Source organism: Phormidium sp. CCY1219 (genome assembly GCF_055795085.1).
Map to the genome: position 1 here is coordinate 1 of NZ_JAYFEQ010000294.1, position 15370 is coordinate 15370.

Below are 15370 nucleotides of genomic sequence, written 5' to 3' on the forward strand. Positions count from 1 at the left end.
GCAGATGGCCATACACAGACGCATTGGACCGTTAAAAGCCCCTTGATAATGATCTCATAGAACTTTTCACTGTCCAGTTTGATGATGAGGATTAATAATGTCTGAGACTCCCCAAGGAAGATTTGTTCTAACTTACAATGTTGTCGCCCTTGTTCCTATCAACGATTTGCACAAAATTGTTTCCCGTACTGAAATGGCCGTTTGGAATGGGTTTGCTAAAAGATGGATAGAAGAGGAAGACCGTGATGCAGTTGGCGTGGCAATGGCAACTGAAACTATATACCGAAACATCATGTTATCCATGTTGCATTCAGACCATGAATTTTCAATTTGTGCTATCCCAACCAATGCTACGGAAGACAAAGAATCCCTTCTAGATGATTATGCTAATTTTTCCTTAGATTTAGCAGGAGGTTCCCGGAAACATGGGCATTTCCTATTTACAAGGAAAAAAGGAGAACCGGGAACAATAGGACAATTTTACTTCCCTGAATCTAAACGAAATATGGGAAGAATTAACTATGGGTCAATCTGTCTGAGTGAAAATAAAGCCTTGTTTGAGTTGAGGAATGCTAAAATTTTAGTCGTTCCTGACCCAGAGATGGAAAATAATAGACCAGTGCCAGGGTCGCAAAATCCTTGGAATATTGGTGATGCTCATGGAAAAATTCGGGCTAGCTTACTCACTCAACTCTTAGAGGGTATTGTCAAAGACCTTAATCTCCGTCGTCGAACTCCGACACAATTCCGTCTTGGTATCCCTGGTAGTGAAACTGAAGAAGGTATTTGGGGTAAAGGAACTGTTCTTCCTGTTGATAATTTACAAGGATATGATTTAGTTTTACCTGAAAGTTGTTTCAAAACTTATAAACCTTCTGAAGGTGAAAATCGATTTGACAAAGTTTATCTTGCCGCATTAGGTGAAGCGCAAGAACGTAAAAGTAGAGGTGGTACTCAAATCTGGTCTTGGTTTCCTATTGAAATCATTGAACAAGATGTTATGCCTGCTACAAGGGCTGAATGTGAAAGAATTGTTAAAGCTATTCAATCTAAAGATATTTACAAAATCTTTGAAATCTTTAATCCCCGAACTGAACGTTTGGAAGCTCAAAACAGCGAGGATATTGTCGATAAATGGTTTGATGAACTGCAAGAAACTTGGGCAGGGGGGAATCCGGATGATGAAACCGATGATAATTCTGAAGTCTATATGCCTGCTTTATCCCAGATTCTTGAATATGATACAGCAAGAATCCTGGAAAAACATCCTTATGTAATTGATTCGACTAAACGCAGTCTCAAGAAAAAATGGACGAGATTGGCTATCAATGGTGCTGTCCGGATGAAATCTTTTATGGCTCAACCAGATGATAGTTTGGCTGATTTGACCTTTACCTGCAAACATATTAAGAACACTGAACATATTACTTATCGTTATCCAGTCCGACATTGGGGTGATATTCAATTATGGGATTGTGTAGCAAAACCAGAAAATGATGAATATGACGGGGTGTTCTTCGTTTCTCATGTGACCTTTGGAGGAACTGGAGTAAATGGTGAGGCTCCTTATGGACAAGGGGGCGACTTTGATGGGGATTATGGTAATGCGATCGCATCCAGTGAACTTCCTAATATCACTCAACGTATTCGCGATTGGGAAGATGAAAATTCACCTCATTATCGCCCCCGTCCCGGTGTCATCAAAGCACCTAAAAATCCAATTCAAGATTCTTTAAAACAAGTAGCTTTGAGGTCAATGGATAATCAGACTGGTTTAGTAGCTAGTTTGATTATGCACGCTCAAGCTAAAGGATTGACTGAAGAAATTGTCCCTGATGGTACAGGACGAACTGTATTGGAGGTGCTTTCTCAAGCATTGCAAGATGAGGTAGACCGATTTAAGAATGATTTACAACGCGATACCAAAGGAATTGAAGAAGTACAGAAAATTCTAACCAGAGGTTCAAGTCGACCTGTTTGGCAAAGGGATTATAAATCTTCAGAAGCTTATCTTACTCGACCAATGAAAGTCGGTTCACCTTCTAAAGACAATGATACGATTTCTTATATGATTCGGGAAGTTAATACATATTGGGAAGAGGCTAAGTTCCCGGAACCCGAAAAACTAGGTTCAAACAAATTCCGATACTTATTCGGACAGAATCCAATGACTACGGGAGTTGTCACTCAGCAACAGATTGATTTTGCTCGTGCTGGTCAACGTGAATATAACCGTCGTTTGACTAATGCTATTCGAGTTTCTGATATTGATGATTCTGCTATTCGCAAGTTAATGCGAGAACTCAAAGAACAACGAATGCAATTAGAAGCTGAGCTAAAAGCTAGATTCCCACCTGCTGAAGCTAGAGCTAAACTAAAATCATGGGCGATCGCTTATTGGTGGGCAGCACATAATGAACGTGCTGGTAACTCTCCTGATGTCCCTATGGGTAAAGCTGGCTTACCCTTTTTGCTGTTTCCTGATATCATTGCTGCTCAATTGGCTACTGGAAAATACACTTTTCGCATCTATGGAATTCAACGTCAAAAGTCTCCTGATTTTGCCAACAAAGTTCCTATTACTAATTGGACTAATGCCATTCTGATTGGGACACGAGTTGTTATGGACCGTTCTTTTGAGGTGCTTTATCCTGACGAGAATGGACGAGTCGTTTACACCAACAACAATGGTGACTTTGCTTTAGCCCGTCGCAGAATCGGCAATGGTAAATATGGTTTCGTTGACAATGATTTTAATATCTATGTCTACGAAAACATTGAACGTCATACGTCTTATGTTGATGCTGATGGTCGGTTCATTTTAATGGATGAAGAGTTGGGCGATCGCCACTTCTATCTTACTCCTAATAACGGTATCATCATCAAGAATGAGGCTCCTCCACCGCCTAATCCTGAAAATCCGAATGATGTACCCTACACTGATGATGATGGAAACCTGGGATTGTTTAGTTACATCCAACAAGATGGCAGTGTAGCTTTTGTTGATATTACCAACGATTATTTTCCTCATGTGTTTCTCCAATCTCAGGAAAATATCTATTACACTGATGAAAATGATAATATCCTTTTGAATGAGCCTTTACCTAATGGCAGTTACTTTTACTTATCTGCCGAAGATGATAGCCTTTTCATTAGCAATGAAAGACCACATCCGAGAAAAAGAACAGAAAAAAGACCTACTGACTCAATCTTAGTCAAAATCAAACAAAGTAACCCAAAAAGAAACTATAATCTAGGTGTAGTTGATGCTTCCAATGTAACGTCAATTCGAGTAGTTCAAATTATTTATGCTAAAATTCGGAGCTATAAGGGGCTAAGTGGATTTTCTAAAAATTCAATTACAGTTGTCGTCAATGGAACTCCTCGTAAAGATTATGTAATTATTCCAATGTACGGTGATGAACATTTTATGTTTTTGGATTGGAATGATGATGTCGAATTATTTACGGAGGATTATCAACTCCCATCTAATGGTGTAGTACGAAAAATGGTTTATGTCATTTCACACCGTACAGGGGGAGAAGCGAAACCAATTGGATTACTTCCTTTAGATTGCAATGCCATTCCTAATGGAGGTCGTAAAATTTCTGCTCATTTACGACGCAGCAGCAATGTCGTTTGGGAAAATATTTTTACCCCTCTCTAATTAAACGGGGGCATTTATTAGCCCCCTTTTTTAGAATTTAATATAGAAAAGCATCATCACCGTCTAGAGGTTTTGGGGTTGTAAATAAAGAATCAAGTTCTTCCCAAGCATCTAATTCGCTAAGAGCTGCTATCACTGGCGTCCAATACTTTATGTTGCCTTCATAATCAACCCCATTTTCTTCAAAACTCACTATTCTCCATCTTTCCATTGAACCACTGCCTGTTGAGTAGATGTAGGATTCAGACCTAAATTCATCTTTGTATTTTTCTTTCAATTCTTCTAACTTGGACATAGTTTCTCCTAAATTGTAAATGGTTTGCTCAACGTGAATCCTCGTTCAAGAGTTCCAAACCTAATATACTGCGATCGCTGTCTCTCTCCCATTGCCTGATTGATTTGCTCATTCATCTTCCGATAGCTTCTTCCAAATTTTCCTCCATTCCAAATCTGTAACAAATTCTCTGTAAAGAATCCGTAATTTTCTCCTTCACGGGAAAGTTGAGCTTCAAAACAGGAAGCAAGCATGATACCGGAGGCAGCAATTTGGGGGAAAGCAGAATTACTGGAAATATCGATTCCACCACTATGACAGCAATCAAGAACGATTAAGAGTCTGACCCCGGGACGAAACTGAGACCAGAGGTGATGCAATTCATCATCGGTGAGGATGCGATCGCTCAACAACCAGGATTCGTCATATCCATCATACTCATCTCCTGACCTATCTAATACCCTCACCCCATGTCCTGAAAAACTTACCCACATTATGTTTCCTGACTCCAGTTTACCCGCCGCATCTGATATCTCCTTTACCACTCTCTCTTTCAATGCTTCTGGTGATAACAGAGTTGTTGTTTGAAATCCTTGTGTCATAGCTATTTCTTTCATCGCAAGGGCATCGTTATGACAATATTTCAAATTTTGGATTAACTATATTTATTTGTCCGATTCGCTGATTATGTAGTAAGGGTTCTTCCAAATCAACAAAAGCTGGTTTTCCGAGTAGATTACAATCCGGAGTCAAGTCAGTCATAACCACCAATAAATCTCCTTTTTTAAAAATCGTTGAAGTAGGAAATTTACCCGAATACCTCTTTGTATTTTTATCGTTAAAATACAATCCTCCTTCCAATTTGAAATTCCCAGGCGTTCAAACAATAGGACCGCTTGAAGAAAAATATTCGCTTTTAAAAGAGAAGCCATTTTTTAAATTAAATATGTCTCCCAGAGGCTTTACATCCCAATCTTCAGGAATCACCCCCACCTCAGTCTGCTTATACCCTTTTGGCAGTTTATTAGTATTTTTTGATACTTCTAAATTATTCATTTACAGCCACCCTTTTGCCGTCAAATTTTCTATATCTTCCCGCAATTCAGCCACATCATAATGAACGCAAATACCCCTATCTGCAATCAAGTGCTGAAAGCGAACCTGAGACATATTTAGCAATTCTGCCGCCTTGCCTAAGCTAACTTTTTCCTGCTGAAAAAGCAGCAAAACCACCTCTATCAAAAGCTCATCCTCTGACAGTCCACTCGCTTTGACAATCTCATCGGAAATAACTAAACTCATCTTTCCACCTCTTTTATCAATTATCAATTAAAATCGCTTCATAAGGCAACGGTAACTCGATGGGATGATGTTGTTCTTCATACGCCTCAATCGAAGTTACTAGAAACTCAAGCCGATCCCCCTCTGAAGTATTTAACGGCGCATCGAATAACCGTTCGACCTCCGCCAACGCTTGACGATACTCTTCCTCTGTTTTAATGGGTTTCAAACTCATATCACTCATCTATTATTAACTCTCAATTAATTCCAGTCTAACCCCATCCTCCTCAAATGCTCATCAACCTTACTCGATAGCGCCTCAACCTCGTCCACCAACTGCGGCAAAGGTTCCGCATAGCGTTCCTCTAACTCCTTCACCCGATTCGCCAACTGCTGCGTCACCCGCTCGATTTCTGCCGAAATTGCCCCCTCCAAAGTCGCTTGCCACTTATCATCAACCACCAACCCTTTAATCTCATCCTCGGTTAACTTCGGATACTGGGCAAACACCGCTTTATCCAGTGCATCAGTAGCCTCCTTAACCGCCTTTTTCTTCTCTGCCTCTAAATCAAACAACTCCAGACATTGCTCCAGCACAGCCACCTGTTCCGCATCAACCGATGAGTCTTCCTCGTCAAAAATAGAAAACTGTTGATTTTCCTTAATTAACTTTTTGAGGTTGGTTTTCGTCGCCTTTCCCGTATCGCTTTGGGCATCAACCAACACCCCATCTTCCCCCGTATGTTCCTCAATCAATCCCTCCAATTCCTGCGTCACCGCATCTAAATCCGCCTGGAGTTGCTCAATAGAATTCCGCTTGTCGGCACAATACCGCGCCATCGGGAACCATAATAATCGCATTCGGATTCCCCGCATATTTATCAGAGATGTATTTTACAAATAAAAAGGTCAGAACGTAATCCTTGTACTGCGAGGCATCCATGCCGCCGCGCAGTTCGTCACATCCGGCCCATAAAGAGCTATAGAGTTCGGTTTTTTTAACGGCCATTGCAGAATTACAATCGGTTATTCGCGTCAGATTCAGGGCTGGAAAACCAGGGGGCGACTAGGCGTGGCACCGAGGCGGAGGAAGTCCGCGAAGGGGGAGGAGGGGACTCACGGAACCCAGACTGATGCCAGCCGGATATTATACGATCGCCTATTTTAACACAGTCCTCGGTCTAAAGCGAGCCTCATGGTTATTGTATCCGATTTGGGTGCTCCGGAATCGGATGTTACGCAGAATTTACATAAATTTGCAATTGATTGCGAAAACCCGACGATCGATGCCGCGATCGCTCCCAAATCCATCAGCATGAACCAAAGCCATCAATCTGCACAGCGATCGCTGGGTAAAGCGTTACCAGGTGTTGCCCGAAACCGCGTTAGAAGCCCACATCTTGGCAATGAGTTGTGGATATTGTACCCAAAATTTTGTTAGCGCGAGGGTCAATGCGTCGAACACAAATAGGGGATTGGCCCCGGTTTGAAGTTGGAGAATTATCAACCTCAACCCACCGATGCAAAGGTACCTCGATTAACATGAATAAACCGGGGTTTGAATTCGCGGATTTTCTCTCGTTGGGTGGGGGGGTGACAGCGATCGCCTTCATCGGTTTTGCCAACCCTGGATCCAACGTGCAGAGGCGGGACTTTCTCTCTGTGAGGCTCCTTGGTTCCCGCCTCGGCGAGATCTGTAGGGATTACCCTTGTCAATCGGTCCGATTTGGGGGAAAATACGGTGAGGAAAACATTAAAAGAGGCTTTGCGATCGCGCCAATGTTGCCCACAGCAGCGCGCCAAGCGATGCAAAGAGGCGATCGCACTCCGCCCGGGTGGGACAAGCAATGGATGATTTCATCCAGCAGTGTCCGACAATCCTCAGAGTTTGCTAAGATTGCATCAGGGCAATCCTGATGGTTAGCTTGCGAGGCGGGCAGCCCCGCACTGTACCTTTCAGGGTCGGTGTCGGGAGGATGTCAGTTCTCAAAGCCGATAACCCACTATTTTTTTCGCGCCAATCTGGGTGACAATAGTATCGACGTTTAACCTTTGCCATGCAAATCGCCTACCAGTACCGATTGAAGCCTACATTCGAGCAGCGATGCCGAATGTCTCGCTGGATTGACATGCTTCGCTTTCAATCTAAGCGGAGAATCTCGCGCCGTACCGCTTAAGTGGTTAGCGTCGGGAGTACGTCACTATGACTACGGGCCTCATTCAATCCTCCATCGAGCGGCTCATTGCAAGTTATCGCTACAGTTATGGTTTCCAGAAACTGGAATATGGCGAACTCATTGCTGATGTGGCTCGAGTGGCATTCAAACATATTTCTAAAAGCGACGCGCCGTATCACGATGTGGAACATACGGTTTTAGTGGCATTGGCGGGGGCAGAAATCTTGCGGGGAAAACAAATTACCGAAGGAAATGTTTCCCCTGAAGATTGGTTGCACGCGATCGCTTCTTTATTGTTGCACGATATTGGCTACGTAAAAGGCGTCTGTCGCCAAGATAAACTCGACGCCCGATGCTTCGATACCGGCATCGGCGGTGAAATGATTTCTTTGCCCCCCGATGCAACCGATGCCAGTCTGACGCCCTATCATGTAGATCGAGGAAAACTGTTCGCCAAAGAAAATTTTAGCCATCACAAACTGCTCGATATCAAAACCCTGCAACGCAATATCGAATTAACCCGATTTCCGGTTCCCCCTGACGCCGAACATGAAGATACCATCGATTACCCCGGATTGGCGCGAGCAGCAGATTTAATCGGTCAACTTGCCGATCCCCTTTACTTAAAAAAAATGAAAGCCCTGTTTCGAGAATTTGAAGAAATAGGCACCAATAAAGTCCTCGGCTATCGCACGATTGCGGATTTAAGAGCCGGCTATCCCAACTTTTTCTGGGGGGTGGTTTATCAGTATCTCGGCGGCGGATTGCAGCATTTAAAGGTTACAAAATCTGGCCAAATAATTGTAGAAAATCTATACGAAAATGTTAAAATCGTAGAACGAGAACTGTCAAAATCTACCGCCGATTCGCCCCAATCCGCAGCCAATGGAAAGTCCTCAAACGCGGGCGATCGCCTCCCCGACCCCGATGCGGCGGAAACCGCTCACAGTGCCACTTCTGACCAGCGATCGACCAGCGCGATGGCCAACAAATATCTCACATAACTTGCGTTCAAACCCTTGACGAACTGCGGTCCGGCGGAATGTCCATCAATAGAATCAATCCGATGCAGACTCATTTAAACCTGCGCTGCGATCGCCCACTGTGGAATTATCCGCCTCGATTCCCCTATAGCAAACAACCTCCGCCAAAGACTCAATTCTCATCGCTTTTCCTAACCTCCTCGCCCCTCGGGAACGAATTCGCCAGTCTCCTCCCCAAACAGCATAATAGAAATCGACCTCCGATTGCAAATCCTTACCTGAATCACCCACAATCATGGATAACTCGTCAATCGAATCGTTGCTCGAAGACCTCAAACAGCCGGATGAAAACATTCGCGATCGCGCCACTCGGGAACTCTGGCGCATCTGGTTTCATCAAAAGGGAATTTATGGATTGGAATTTCTCCAACGCGCTCAACGGGCGATCGAGACTGGCAAAATTTCCGAAGCTGAAGAAATTCTCACCGAATTAATTAACGACCAGCCTGATTTTGCCGAAGCATGGAATCGCCGAGCCGTCCTTTATTATAGCATCGGCCAATATCGCAAGGCAATCCAAGATTGCGAAATGGTCATCAAACTTAACCCCGTTCATTTTGGCGCATTTCACGGCTTGGGATTGTGTTATGCTACCCTCAAAAACTATAAAAAAGCAATTCACGCTTTCCAAAATGCGCTCGAGATTCAGCCTTATGCCTTAATCAATCAACGGTTGATTTTAGAATGTACGGCGAGAATTAGTTAAGCCAATCAAATCATTCGATTGAAATCGCACCTCAGCTTTGCGTTGTCCGCCGATGCGGACTATTTTTTTAACAGCTATTCCTCCATCAGAGGAATTGCACATGCAAAAATCTTCTCTCAAAAACCCGCTTTTTAGTCACCACTTAACCGCCGCCCTCGGGGAAAATCGGCGAGGGGACGAAAAAAAAACTGCACGACTCTCGTGCAGTTACTCACCCAAATGTCTCACCAAGCAAATTGAATAAAAATTAATTTAAGGCTTAATTAAAATTTCGTTTAACTCATAGATTCCTGAATTGTAGAGGTGTTGTGCAAAGTCGGATAAACCGCGATATTCAGCCCGATTACTCCACGGTTTGGATCCAGCCCCGGCGAACCGCGTGGAAAAGGCGATCGACTGCATCATGTTCTTCTGGGTTGAGGGAGTTTTCTAACAAAGCGGACATCAGGGTTTGGCGATCGCGGCGACTGAGGACACCGACATTCCAAGCTTGACCGAAGACTTCAGCGATGTTGGATTCGGGGTATAAGGTTTGAAGTTGCATGGTGGGTTGGCTTGAACTCTACAACTCTAATATCTTCGAGATTTGCGATTCCGACTGCGATCGCAACGGGCAATCTCAGGTGACATTCGTCAATTACGCCAGTGATTCCACGGATAGCGCAACGGTGACGCACTGGCCACCTTCTGGTGATTTCGGTCACAATAGAAGCGCAAACTCCATCAGGGAGGACATTCAATAATGAAAAAACCCAACAGACGCACATTTATGGGGTTGAGCCTCGCCGTGGCGGGTGGCGTCATCGCCGGGAATGCATTCAAACAGCCTCATGGTTCTACCTCCACACCCCCCACCGGCACCATGCCCGAACGAGTTTTAGGCAATACGGGAATTCGCCTTCCGATTCTCGGGTTGGGGGGTGCGGGTAAAACCCCTCTATCGTGGAACAACGCGGAAGCGGAAGCGGTGGAATTGGTGGAAGCGGCGCTGAAATTGGGCATCCGCTATTTCGATACCGCTGCGAGTTATGGCCCTAGCGAAGAATATTTGGGCAAAGTGCTGCCGGCCCACCGAGAAGGGGTATTTTTGGCCAGCAAAACGGCAAAGCAAGACCGCGATAGTGCGTGGCGCGAGTTAGAGCGATCGCTGAGTCGTCTGAATACGGACTATTTGGATTTGTGGCAATTGCATCATGTCTCTTTTACTGAAGAACTCGATCGCATTTTTAGTCCCAATGGCGCAATTAAAGCGATGGAAGAGGCGAAAGCGCAAAAGCTGATTCGCTTTGTGGGGATTACCGGGCACCACGAACCTGCTGTCATTGCTGAAGGGTTGCGTCGCTATCCGTTTGACACCACGTTAATTCCAATTAATGCCGCCGACAAACACCACCCCCGCCCTTTTATTCCTGGGGTGTTGCCGATGGCGCAAGAGAAAAATGTCGGTGTCATTGCGATGAAGGTTCCCGCTTACGGGCGACTGTTCAAACCCGGGGTTCTCGATGGCATGCCCCAAGCCCTCGGCTATACTATGTCTCAAGCAGGGGTCCATTGTTGCGCGATCGCCGCTGAATCGGTAGCACAACTCACATCAAATGCGATCGCTGCCCGCAACTTTCAACCCCTCAGCAGCGCGCAACTCGCACAAATCGAACAGCGCACCGCCGCCAGTTGGCAGGATAATACCTTTTTCCGCGCTTGGACTTAAGCTCTGGTCGCCCATCGACCCCACTCTGCCTTTATCCGGGTTCCGCAAGCGTACCCACCCAAATATCGCCCGCCTACGCAGGCGAGATTTGGGTGGTTCGGGAGGCATAGATACCCACCGCGATCGCACCCTCTCTCCCCCACACTATTGCTGAAATTGCTGGATTAACCAAGCACCTACTTCGTTTTGCGGCATCTGACGAGTCCGCCGCAATGCTTCTTCTAAGAGTGAGATAGCTAAGTCGGGTAACACTCCTGACTCGCGAATCCGCCAACTCCCTTTATCTTTTACTGCAAAGGCGATGATTTGTATGTTTTTTACGTCCACAATCCAGTATTCTTTGACTTGTAACTCTTCGTAGAGTAACCGTTTTTCTCCTTTGTCGTCTGCGAGGGAACTGTCTGCAATTTCGATAACTAATTCCGGCGGCGGATAGCGGTCTAAATCGATAACCTTCGTCCCGAAAGGAATGGCTTGGGCGTTTTGTCCGATGTAATAGGAAACATCCGGTTGCGCTTCTTTCAACGGAGGTTTGCGGTAGGTGCAATTAAGTAGCGTGTTCTGAGGAATTCCTTTTACAATGCAAAACAGGTGAACCGCAAGGCTAATAATCGCATTGTCGCTGGCGTGGTCGTGACCGAGTGGTGTCATTTCAATCCGTAACTGTCCGTTGTTGTAGTAGAATTTGGCATTTTCGTACCCTGGTTCTTCTGTCGCTTGCAGGTATTCTTCCCAGGAGGCACTGACCCAGGTTTCGGTGGGAAATTTGGTGGATAAGGGGTTCATGGCTTTGGTTTTCATTTGGCTTTGCTGGGGTGGATTGGGTTGCTGTGGAATGGCGATTTTTCGGTAATCTCCTGCTGGGATAGGGGTCGCATTGCTGCTTACTGAGACAAGGTTTTGCGGTTGTTTCTGCTGTTTTTTTTATTGTAACTGATTGAAGGCGATTAGGGGTTGGGTGTTGGGTTTTTCTGGGTAAACGTGATGGGTTCGGTTTGGTGAATTAATTGTTGGGGGCAATGCCTCGGGGAGTTCCGAATTTTTGCTTTTTATGTGAGATTCTGAGACTTACTATCGATGGTCGGGTGGGCAGGGTTTGCTTGATGCAAAGTATCTCACTTAATGTGAGCCAAAGAGGAGGTGTATTTGGATACGGAGACTTTTTTCCAGGTTTGCTATGCTGGCGGCAGAGGTTCCGCATTGGCGAAATTGCCCGATCGCGCAAGCGGTGCGGGAATAGCGATCGCCCTCCTGTAGGTTGCACTCTGTGCATTTGGGTTCCTGACCTGCTCTCCTGGGTGCGCTGTTTCCGCTGTTCTGGGTGCCGAATTTTTCTGCAATACCACATTTTAGTGAATTTGTCAACCCTAGGAGAGCGGGGGGCAAAGATTGGGGTCTTAAAATACCGTTAAGGGGGGGTCCATCCCTGAAAAAGCAAGCTAAAATAACCTTTTACTTGGGATGGAACCCCCTGGGATCGCGCAGATTTCTCAATGAAAACTTAATGAACTTTTGTGTAGATATTTCAAGGAATGATACGAATGAATAACTTTCACGAACAAGATGTATTATTTGTTGAAGTTAGTCGGGAGCGATCGATCCGGCGAACCCTGATGCTGCTCGAGACCAAGCGCCAGCGGATCCGGGAAGACTTAATGGATTTGATTGGCAGTATGCCCCTGTTGTCCCTGCCGGTGCAGTTAACCCAAGACTCCCCGGAAGAAACCCGCGACATCTTGCAAGAGGCGCTATCGCGCATGGGAGATGAAGCCTTTGCCCGCTGGATCGTAGAAGACATCCTCGAACAAAGCCAATAATTTCAGGTAATTAATTAGAGATATTCAAAGTAAAGAAAGGGGAAGGGGAAAGAAGCGATCGCCAGCTTGCCAGGAATCGAAGCATCAGGGGGTTAGGCCCCACCCGACACTGAGAGCAAAGCAAGCGGGGAACTATTCCAGGTCGAGACGTTCTTCCTGAGGCTCTTCTAACGTTTCGAGTTCTGGCAATTCGAGCGGTTCTGCTTGTTCTTCCGGAGCGCTCAACTGCTGCAAATCGGGTAGAGCCACCAAATCTTGTTGTTTTTCCCGAACAGAAATCGGCATTTTGAGGGGTTCTTTTTTCTCGATAAAGTAGCTAGCCACAGGCAGAGTGCGTTCGAGATCGTCGAGAGGACGAGGAATCACCATCACCGAATTCAACTCGCCGATGCGTTCTGCCTCATACATGCCCGCTTCCACAGCTACCGCCACATCAGCCACAGAGCCGCGAACGATCGCCGTACAAAGGCCCCCACCGACCTTTTCATAGCCCGTTAAATGAACCTCAGCGGACTTAAGCATAGCATCAGCGGCACCCACCAGAGCCGGAAACCCGCGAGTTTCCAGCAGACCGATCGCCTGATTGCTCAAGCGACAGTATTCATCAGAGTGAGCCAGGTCCATCAAGCGAGAGCCGATGGGGAGGACCACCTCCAGATTAGGCAGAGGGCGAGCGATCACCAACTGCGACACAGCCTGACCGAACTTTTCCGCCGTTTCGGCACCGGCTTGCACGGCGAGGCGGACATCAGCGGTGCGACCGCGAACCACCGCCGTACAGTGACCGCTGCCGATTTTTTCATAGCCGACCAAAACCACCCCAGCCGATTTGAGCATCATATCAGCGCAGCCGACGATCGCCGGGAAACTCTGAGTCGAGACCAGACCCAAAGCCAAATCCCGCAGATCGTCCTTGCGTCGTACCTGTTGGCGGGGGACGATCCCCGCTGTATCGCGTCTATCCATCTTTTAGCTCCATCAACATCTACCGACCCACCCACTGACATGTCACCCCAGATAGAACCGTGGGGGCGATCGCCCGAGGGGAATTGGCGCGTAAAACTCCCACCTTAAAGCTAACAACTCATCGAGCTATTCGTCTGGTAGAGGAGGAGGGGCGACGTTCTTATGGGGGAACAACGTCAGCAGCAGGCGATTGATGTGTTCTTGACCTGCGATCGCCGGTTCCGAGGGATCCGTAGACCCCGACTCCGGGGGTGGGGAGGGGGGAGGAGACGGTGGTGCAGCGCCATTCGCGGTAGGATTCGGCGATGGCTCATCCATCCCCAAAGGAGGTGGAGTTGGTGACGATGCGGCGTCAGGGGGAGGCGAGTCAGGGGGAGTTGGGGGAGAAATCTGCGGCGACGCCTCAGCAGTGGAGCCATTGGGAATATCAGCCCATTGACGAGACTCATCTCCGAGGAGGGAACCGGGATTGACCATTTCTTCGGCGGGAATCGAACGATTGAGAATCGTCGATGCCGTACCGATGCAGGCATTGGCACCGATTTTACCCGAGCCAATAATCAACACCCCCGCACCGAGGGTCGCTCCCGACTCCAGAGTTAAAGAGCCGCCGTGAGCTTGAATAATCGCTCCCATTCCAATAGAGACACCAGCAGCGATCGTGATGCGACAGCCTGACGCCGCATGTAGGATCGCCCCAGGAGCGATCGCCGCATTCTCATCAATCGTCACATCGCCACTCACGGAAATATTAAAATTGCGACTCAGTTGTAGTGGCGGCAAATACATTCTTGAATTTAGAACCGCAAACGGTTCGAGCGAGACATTGCAGTTATCAAAAGCGACAGAGCGGATTCAGGCCAAGGAACCTGCAACCGACTACAGCGCCACCCCAGAGCCTCAAACCAGCCCCATGCCAGGACATCCACCGCAGCGATCGCGGTTGTTGCCGGCGATCGCAGCACGGTTGGGGGGGGTTCAAAGGGCGAGGAAATAGCACACAACCCTTTGTGGGGCATCTCCCCTGCATCTGCCCAGTGGGGAAGCAGGTCGAGAGTGCCCCGCGCCAGTCGGCTGGGACTCAGGGAGCTTCGGGCGTTCTTCCAAAAGGCGATCGCACAAAAGCCCCCATCGGATCCCTGGGGGAATTCACCCCGCGCCAATCGCGCGATTACGGGCGTTGGATAATCGTTTCCACCACCCGACGCTTCGCCGTCGGGTCGATACCGATCAAGCGCACGTATTCGCCCGGGTGAGCTGCCATGCACTCTTCCAGGGTTGCCAAAACCTGAGACAGATTTTGCGAATCCACCGCGCCGCAGCTCTTCCAAGACCCGGTACTGAAGCGACGTTTCGTCACATGTTCCGCACCCACGCGCAAGCCTTGGTTGAGGATTTGGCGCACCTGGTCAACCACCTCCGAAGGCAACTTCGTCCGCACTGCAGTGCCGCCACCGCCACTCGAACCGCTCGTCCGAGGTGCCGCCGTCGAGGTAGCACGGCGAGCGCCTCCCGAGAACGCCGATTCATTTGGGCGTTGGATAATCGTTTCCACCACCCGACGCTTTGCTTTCGGGTCGATACCGATCAAGCGCACGTACTCGCCCTGGTGGTCAGCCAAGCAGCCTTCCAGAGCCGAAAGCACCTGAGCTTCGTTCTTGCTGTCAATTGGCGCGCAGCTCTTCCAAGAACCGGTGCGGAAGCGGCGCTCGTCCACATGTTCCGTCCCGA

The 15370-nt window shown here is 47.4% G+C and carries 22 protein-coding genes; 7 read left to right on the forward strand and 15 right to left on the reverse strand.

The annotated features are described in order from the left end of the window. Positions 1 to 97 precede the first annotated feature (97 nt). Positions 98 to 3667, forward strand: coding sequence for an RNA dependent RNA polymerase (locus AC0QH1_RS04880; protein WP_324629789.1), 3570 nt, complete (start codon positions 98 to 100; stop codon positions 3665 to 3667). Between the two features lie 37 nt (positions 3668 to 3704). Here AC0QH1_RS04880 and AC0QH1_RS04885 read toward each other — a convergent pair whose 3' ends face one another. The 9 genes from AC0QH1_RS04885 to AC0QH1_RS04925 form a co-directional block, all read right to left on the reverse strand. Beyond that, positions 3705 to 3962 (reverse strand): hypothetical protein, encoded by a 258-nt coding sequence (locus tag AC0QH1_RS04885; RefSeq protein ID WP_324629790.1) that lies wholly within the window; start codon positions 3960 to 3962, stop codon positions 3705 to 3707. A gap of 8 nt (positions 3963 to 3970) precedes the next feature. Further along, positions 3971 to 4558, reverse strand: coding sequence for a caspase family protein (locus tag AC0QH1_RS04890; RefSeq protein WP_324629791.1), 588 nt, complete (start codon positions 4556 to 4558; stop codon positions 3971 to 3973). Between the two features lie 13 nt (positions 4559 to 4571). After that, positions 4572 to 4802: a restriction endonuclease subunit S domain-containing protein gene (locus tag AC0QH1_RS04895; protein ID WP_324629792.1), complete on the reverse strand. Its 231-nt coding sequence runs from the start codon at positions 4800 to 4802 to the stop codon at positions 4572 to 4574. Positions 4803 to 4820: 18 nt separating this feature from the next. Further along, positions 4821 to 4997: a hypothetical protein gene (locus tag AC0QH1_RS04900; protein ID WP_324629794.1), complete on the reverse strand. Its 177-nt coding sequence runs from the start codon at positions 4995 to 4997 to the stop codon at positions 4821 to 4823. Continuing rightward, a complete protein-coding gene (locus tag AC0QH1_RS04905; RefSeq protein ID WP_324629796.1) occupies positions 4998 to 5243 on the reverse strand; it encodes a UPF0175 family protein in 246 nt (81 codons plus the stop codon). Positions 5244 to 5259: 16 nt separating this feature from the next. Next, positions 5260 to 5466 (reverse strand): helix-turn-helix domain-containing protein, encoded by a 207-nt coding sequence (locus AC0QH1_RS04910; RefSeq protein ID WP_324629797.1) that lies wholly within the window; start codon positions 5464 to 5466, stop codon positions 5260 to 5262. A gap of 17 nt (positions 5467 to 5483) precedes the next feature. After that, entirely contained in the window at positions 5484 to 6083 is a 600-nt protein-coding gene (locus tag AC0QH1_RS04915; protein WP_324629798.1) for a hypothetical protein, read from the reverse strand. Beyond that, positions 6025 to 6231: a type I restriction-modification system subunit M N-terminal domain-containing protein gene (locus AC0QH1_RS04920; protein ID WP_324629799.1), complete on the reverse strand. Its 207-nt coding sequence runs from the start codon at positions 6229 to 6231 to the stop codon at positions 6025 to 6027. Before AC0QH1_RS04920 ends, AC0QH1_RS04915 begins: the two co-directional genes overlap by 59 nt. Before the next feature lie 500 nt (positions 6232 to 6731). Beyond that, the gene (locus tag AC0QH1_RS04925) at positions 6732 to 7070 is read right to left on the reverse strand and encodes a hypothetical protein (protein ID WP_324629800.1); all 339 of its coding nucleotides are present in this window, start codon (positions 7068 to 7070) and stop codon (positions 6732 to 6734) included. Positions 7071 to 7279: 209 nt separating this feature from the next. Between AC0QH1_RS04925 and AC0QH1_RS04930 the strand changes: the two genes are divergently transcribed. From AC0QH1_RS04930 to AC0QH1_RS04940, 3 genes are all read left to right on the forward strand, one after another. After that, on the forward strand, positions 7280 to 7399 hold the full coding sequence (locus AC0QH1_RS04930; protein ID WP_324629801.1) for a helix-turn-helix domain-containing protein: 120 nt from the start codon (positions 7280 to 7282) through the stop codon (positions 7397 to 7399). A 26-nt stretch (positions 7400 to 7425) separates the two neighbouring features. Then, positions 7426 to 8403: an Npun_R2479 family HD domain-containing metalloprotein gene (locus AC0QH1_RS04935; RefSeq protein WP_324629803.1), complete on the forward strand. Its 978-nt coding sequence runs from the start codon at positions 7426 to 7428 to the stop codon at positions 8401 to 8403. A 274-nt stretch (positions 8404 to 8677) separates the two neighbouring features. Further along, on the forward strand, positions 8678 to 9148 hold the full coding sequence (locus AC0QH1_RS04940) for a tetratricopeptide repeat protein (RefSeq protein WP_324629804.1): 471 nt from the start codon (positions 8678 to 8680) through the stop codon (positions 9146 to 9148). A 343-nt stretch (positions 9149 to 9491) separates the two neighbouring features. Here AC0QH1_RS04940 and AC0QH1_RS04945 read toward each other — a convergent pair whose 3' ends face one another. Next, positions 9492 to 9692 carry a hypothetical protein gene (locus AC0QH1_RS04945; protein ID WP_324629805.1) on the reverse strand — a complete coding sequence of 67 codons (201 nt, stop codon included), beginning with the start codon at positions 9690 to 9692 and terminating at the stop codon, positions 9492 to 9494. On the opposite strand from AC0QH1_RS04945, the gene AC0QH1_RS04950 reads away from it, so the two are divergent. Continuing rightward, entirely contained in the window at positions 9691 to 9891 is a 201-nt protein-coding gene (locus AC0QH1_RS04950) for a hypothetical protein (protein ID WP_324629806.1), read from the forward strand. The genes AC0QH1_RS04945 and AC0QH1_RS04950 overlap by 2 nt on opposite strands. After that, positions 9891 to 10856 (forward strand): aldo/keto reductase, encoded by a 966-nt coding sequence (locus AC0QH1_RS04955; protein WP_324629807.1) that lies wholly within the window; start codon positions 9891 to 9893, stop codon positions 10854 to 10856. Before AC0QH1_RS04950 ends, AC0QH1_RS04955 begins: the two co-directional genes overlap by 1 nt. A 144-nt stretch (positions 10857 to 11000) precedes the next feature. Here AC0QH1_RS04955 and AC0QH1_RS04960 read toward each other — a convergent pair whose 3' ends face one another. Beyond that, the gene (locus AC0QH1_RS04960) at positions 11001 to 11657 is read right to left on the reverse strand and encodes a Uma2 family endonuclease (RefSeq protein ID WP_324629809.1); all 657 of its coding nucleotides are present in this window, start codon (positions 11655 to 11657) and stop codon (positions 11001 to 11003) included. A 740-nt stretch (positions 11658 to 12397) separates the two neighbouring features. Between AC0QH1_RS04960 and AC0QH1_RS04965 the strand changes: the two genes are divergently transcribed. Further along, positions 12398 to 12673, forward strand: coding sequence for a hypothetical protein (locus tag AC0QH1_RS04965; RefSeq protein ID WP_324629810.1), 276 nt, complete (start codon positions 12398 to 12400; stop codon positions 12671 to 12673). 132 nt (positions 12674 to 12805) lie between these two features. Here AC0QH1_RS04965 and AC0QH1_RS04970 read toward each other — a convergent pair whose 3' ends face one another. From AC0QH1_RS04970 to AC0QH1_RS04985, 4 genes are all read right to left on the reverse strand, one after another. Continuing rightward, positions 12806 to 13639 (reverse strand): carbon dioxide-concentrating mechanism protein, encoded by an 834-nt coding sequence (locus tag AC0QH1_RS04970; RefSeq protein WP_324629811.1) that lies wholly within the window; start codon positions 13637 to 13639, stop codon positions 12806 to 12808. A 126-nt stretch (positions 13640 to 13765) separates the two neighbouring features. Next, positions 13766 to 14428, reverse strand: a complete 663-nt coding sequence (locus tag AC0QH1_RS04975; RefSeq protein ID WP_324629812.1) for an LbetaH domain-containing protein — start codon at positions 14426 to 14428, stop codon at positions 13766 to 13768. A gap of 8 nt (positions 14429 to 14436) precedes the next feature. After that, a complete protein-coding gene (locus AC0QH1_RS04980) occupies positions 14437 to 14802 on the reverse strand; it encodes a hypothetical protein (protein ID WP_324629813.1) in 366 nt (121 codons plus the stop codon). A gap of 8 nt (positions 14803 to 14810) precedes the next feature. Next, positions 14811 to 15370: ribulose bisphosphate carboxylase small subunit (locus AC0QH1_RS04985; RefSeq protein WP_324629814.1), on the reverse strand; the 560-nt coding region annotated here is incomplete at its 5' end.